Source organism: Paenibacillus whitsoniae, assembly GCF_003955665.1.
Classification (GTDB): Bacteria; Bacillota; Bacilli; order Paenibacillales; family NBRC-103111; genus Paenibacillus_E; species Paenibacillus_E whitsoniae.
Window position 1 is genome coordinate 1 of sequence record NZ_RXHU01000161.1, and the last position, 3,564, is coordinate 3,564.

Here is a 3,564-nt window from a genome sequence, read left to right on the forward strand (position 1 = left end):
GGCGGTGCGGCTGATTGATTTTAGCCAATTTACCTTCACCGACAAACAGCCGAGCGCCCACTATGTGGTACAGCTGGCGGATGCGAATGCGAGCGCTAAGCACTGGCTGCATCTCGATCAGTACGACAACGCCTACTTCGTAGTCTTTGATTTGCTGGATGAGACGAATCATAAAGCCTATTTCAAACAGAACGATGCCTCTTAACCGATGAGAGGGGATGTTGATTGACATGGCTAGAAACAAAAGCAACAAATCTGTCCTAATTGTTTCGCTTGCTGCTGTTGTACTAATTGGGGGATTCTTCTTGTACAAATCCGGCGTGTTCGGAGGCAAGTCGAAGGGCAAGATTACGGTTTACTCCATTTTCCAAGAGGAAGAAGCACGCAAGATTTTGGATAAGTTCAAAGAAGAAACAGGCATCGAATACGAAGTGCTGCGACTGCCAAGCGGCGAGGCGGTATCCCGCGTACAGAATGAAATGGGCAAGCCGCAAGCGGACTTCCTGATGGGCGGCCCGGCCGATTCCCACGAGGTGCTGAAGAAAGCGGGAGCGCTTGAAAGTTACACATCGCCGAACGCCAAAGATATTCCCGACAATATGAAAGATAAAGAGGGATACTGGAACGGTTTTTATCTGAATCCGGTTGCCATCGGCATCAACGAGCAGCGCTGGAAAGAAAAATACGGCACGCAGGCGTACCCGCAAACGTTCAAAGAATTGCTCGATCCTAAGTTCAAAGGCGAGATCGGCATGTCCGACCCGGCGACATCCGGTACGGCGTATACCGCGGTAGCTTCGCTGGCCCAAGTATGGGGCAAGGATGAGATGCTGAAATACGTGTCGCAGCTGCTGCCGAACCTGAAAGAAAGACCGAAATCCGGGATTGAACCGATTCAGAAAGCGGCCAAAGGCGAATATACGATTGGCGTAACGTTCCTTGGCGACCAGCTTAAAATGAAAAACCAAGGCAACCCGATCGTCTCCATCGTACCGGAAGCCGCAGGCTACGAAGTTGGCGGACTTGCCATCGTAAAAGGCGGCCCGAATACGGAAAACGCGAAGAAATTAATGGACTTCATGTTGACCAAAGAGCCGGCGGTGCTTTACACAGAGTCCGCGATGGCGGTCGCTGTGAAACCGGGTGTTCCTGTTCCGAAGAACGGCATCGATATTCAAACGACCAAATACAACAAATCGTACAGCCTGTGGAAAGCTGCCGAGCAGCGTAAGGAATTGCAGGATGCTTTAAAGGATCTCAAATAAGAAAACGCTTACAAAATGTGTGATCGCTTGGCGGAGCCCGACCCTGCTGCGGGATAGCGGCTCCCCCGGCTTTTCCAATCGAAATCGGAAGGTGGTTGCAGTACCCCTATGATCATAGAAAAAAAAGGCGTAGGCGCTTCGATAAGCCGCCTGGTGAAGGATCCGTCCTCCCTGGTGCTGGTGCTCATTAGTTTTGCGGTCCTGTGTCTGTTCGTTATCTATCCGCTCATTTACGTCATTTCCCTGCCCGGGGCGGACAGCTGGAAGCTGTTCTTCAGCAAAAGCCGTTACGCCACCGCACTGCTCAATACAGTCGTGAGCTCAAGCTTATCCGCGTTGACGGCGACCGTGTGCGGCTTCATTTATGCCTACTCGATTCATTACAGCAACATTGTCGGGAAAAAGTTTTTCCGCTTCATCGCGTTTCTGCCGATTCTCGCGCCTTCCGTGATGACGGGCCTCGCGTTCCTGCTCCTGTTCGGACGGGGCGGCATGGTGTCCCAGTGGATGAAAAGCTGGTTCGGCGTCGAGTTGGACCTCTACGGCCTTCCCGGGCTATGGATCGTGCAGACGATTTCGTATTTTCCGCTGGCCTACATGACGATTACCGGCGTGCTGCGCGCCATTTCGCCGAACTTAGAGATCGCTGCGCAGAACCTCGGCGCCCGCGGCTTCAAGCTTTTCCGCACGATTACGCTCAAGCTCGCGTTGCCGGGCGTCATCAATGCCTTCCTGCTGGTGGCGATCAACTGCTTTGCCGACTTCGGGAATCCGAAGCTGATCGGGGGCAACTATTCGCTCCTCGCGGTCGAAATTTACGGAGAAATCATCAACAACGAGCCGGGGCTCGCTTCGGTGATGGGTATTATTCTCGTCATTCCGGCGCTGATCGTCTTTGCGATTCAGAGCAAGCTGCTGTCGAAGGGCTCCTACTCGACCATTACCGGCAAGCCGGTGTCGGGCCTCAATCGCGTGACGACCTCTCGCCGAACCGACATTTTGCTGTTTATTTTCAACTGCTTGATGTCCGTCTTCATTCTCTCGATGTTCCTGATCACGATTCTGTTCGCATTTACGAAGAACTTCGGGCGGGATAACACGTTTACGCTGGATCATATTTTTAAAATCGTCTTTAACCCGTCCAGCCCAGCGGTCATGAACAGTCTCGTGCTGTCGTTGGTCAGTTCCCTGCTGGCGGTCGCTTTCGCGCTAGTGCTGGCTTATGTCATCGTGCGCAAACCGTTTCCAGGCAAAAAACTGCTCGACTTCACCGCCGTTTTGCCAATTGCCTTGCCGGGTACGTTCGTCGGCTTGGCGCTGATCGTCGCTTTTAGTTCGGGCCCGCTGATGCTGCAAGGCTCCGCCATTCTCATTATCGTGGCGATGCTGCTCAAGCAGATGCCTGTCGGGTACCGTGGGCTGACCGCTTCTTTCAAGCAGGTCGATAAATCGATCGAAGAGGCCGCCGCCAACCTCGGCGCAGACAGCCGCAGAACACTAACGACCATCGTGTTCCCGATGCTGCAGAAAACCGTCGTCGCCAACTTCGTCTATGCCTTTATGAAAAATATGAATACGCTCAGCACCATCGTCTTCTTGATTACGCCGAAGTGGGTGGTAGCGGCCGTCTCGATCTTCAACTACGCGGAAACGGGCACCTACTACTGGGCGGCCGCGGTCGCTGTTGGCCTCATGGGCGCAACGCTAGGCACACTTGGCATTATGAAACTGATCTTCCGGGATAAAGTGAAAATATTCGATTTCTAAGACAGGAGCGTGAGACGCATGAGCTCGCAAGCATTACTCGATCTGACCAACGTCAACAAAGTGTTCGGCGACAACCACGTGCTCAAAAATATTCACCTGCAAATTGAGCGCGGCAAATTTATTACCTTCCTCGGCCCGAGCGGCTGCGGCAAAACGACATTACTGCGCTCGATCGCAGGCTTCTACACGATCGACGAGGGCGAAATCCGCATCGACGGCACCGTGGTTAACGACCTGCCGCCTTACAAGCGGGGCACGCCGATGGTGTTCCAGGAGTATGCGCTGTTCCCGCATATGACGGTGTTCGACAATGTGGCGTACGGCCTCGACATTCAAAAACGGCCGGAGGCCGAAGTGCAGCAGCGCGTGAAAGAAGCGCTTGCGAAAGTGAAGTTGACCGGACTCGAGGAGCGGTACCCGCACCAGATGTCCGGGGGTCAGCAGCAGCGCGTCGCCATGGCGCGGGCGCTCGTCATGAACTCGCCGATCATCCTGCTCGACGAGCCACTGTCCAACCTCGACGCCAAGCTGC

General features: G+C 54.0%; 4 protein-coding genes. All 4 read left to right on the forward strand.

The window, feature by feature from the left end; genetic code table 11:
* The coding region (locus tag EJQ19_RS32110; RefSeq protein WP_164716880.1) for a hypothetical protein at window positions 1–205 on the forward strand (205 nt) is incomplete at its 5' end.
* A gap of 25 nt (window positions 206–230) precedes the next feature.
* Window positions 231–1,265, forward strand: a complete 1,035-nt coding sequence (locus EJQ19_RS31485; protein WP_164716882.1) for an ABC transporter substrate-binding protein — start codon at window positions 231–233, stop codon at window positions 1,263–1,265.
* A gap of 108 nt (window positions 1,266–1,373) precedes the next feature.
* Window positions 1,374–3,032: an ABC transporter permease gene (locus EJQ19_RS31490; protein WP_126145154.1), complete on the forward strand. Its 1,659-nt coding sequence runs from the start codon at window positions 1,374–1,376 to the stop codon at window positions 3,030–3,032.
* 18 nt (window positions 3,033–3,050) lie between these two features.
* A partial coding sequence (locus tag EJQ19_RS31495; RefSeq protein WP_164716884.1) for an ABC transporter ATP-binding protein occupies window positions 3,051–3,564 on the forward strand: 514 nt, incomplete at its 3' end.

Bases quoted from the DNA above. Each gene is read 5' to 3' on its own strand.
- EJQ19_RS31485 (WP_164716882.1), top strand. From the start codon at position 231: ATGGCTAGAAACAAAAGCAACAAATCTGTCCTAATTGTTTCGCTTGCT.
- EJQ19_RS31490 (WP_126145154.1), top strand. From the start codon at position 1,374: ATGATCATAGAAAAAAAAGGCGTAGGCGCTTCGATAAGCCGCCTGGTG.